This window comes from Oleiphilus sp. HI0125, from assembly GCF_001635355.1.
Genome location: NZ_LWGF01000192.1, coordinates 1 through 745, shown reverse-complemented (window position 1 = coordinate 745; position 745 = coordinate 1). Strand labels below are relative to the sequence as shown.

Sequence of the window (745 nt, the reverse complement as noted above, 5' to 3'; positions counted from 1 at the left end):
GGTTGTCTGGACGGCCGTATTGAAGTCAGGCGTGCATGCGACGCTTGCTGGTTTCATCGTCGCTTGGTTTATACCTCTCAATGTGAAGACTGAGCACGGGCATTCCATGCTCAAGCAAATGGAGCATGGCATTCAGCCATGGGTCGCATTTTTCATCCTGCCTGTCTTTGCGTTCGCTAATGCGGGTGTGAACTTGGTAGGTATTGGAGTGGAAGACTTGTTCCATCCCGTTACGATTGGCATCGCACTTGGGCTATTTGTTGGTAAACAAATCGGTATTTTTGGTGTGTGTTGGTTAGCAATCAAGTCAGGTATTACATCGCTTCCTAAGGGAACGACTTGGTTACAACTCTATGGTGTGTGTATTCTTTGCGGCATAGGTTTTACGATGAGTTTGTTTATCGGGTCGCTTGCTTTTGAATGCATGGATGCAGCATATCAAGAGAGCGTTAAGCTAGGAGTTTTGTTAGGCTCGTTGTTGTCAGCCGTGATGGGATCGATAGTAATTGTGAAGAGTCGTGAACAAGAGGTGCCAGACCTGCGAGCACAACAGAGCTACTCATAGTTAGGACTAAGGCTTTGCTCAGCTTATGCTGGGTAAAGCCTTGATAGTAGTGCTGGGACGGCAGTTTCAGTCCTTAAGATCCGATCTCCTAGATGCACAGACTCAAACTGTTGTTCGTAAAATTTCGAGACCTCATATTTTGTAAATCCTCCCTCTGGACCAATTGCTAAGGTCACTGGC

At 46.7% G+C, this 745-nt stretch carries 2 protein-coding genes; one reads left to right on the top strand and one right to left on the bottom strand.

Annotation, left to right across the window (positions count from 1 at the left end; genetic code table 11):
- A partial coding sequence (locus A3762_RS02965; RefSeq protein WP_197468979.1) for a Na+/H+ antiporter NhaA occupies positions 1–565 on the top strand: 565 nt, incomplete at its 5' end.
- A 23-nt stretch (positions 566–588) separates the two neighbouring features.
- On the opposite strand, the gene A3762_RS02960 is transcribed toward A3762_RS02965, so the two are convergent.
- Positions 589–741: an RsmE family RNA methyltransferase gene (locus A3762_RS02960; RefSeq protein WP_082868901.1), complete on the bottom strand. Its 153-nt coding sequence runs from the start codon at positions 739–741 to the stop codon at positions 589–591.
- Between the last annotated feature and the right edge of the window lie 4 nt (positions 742–745).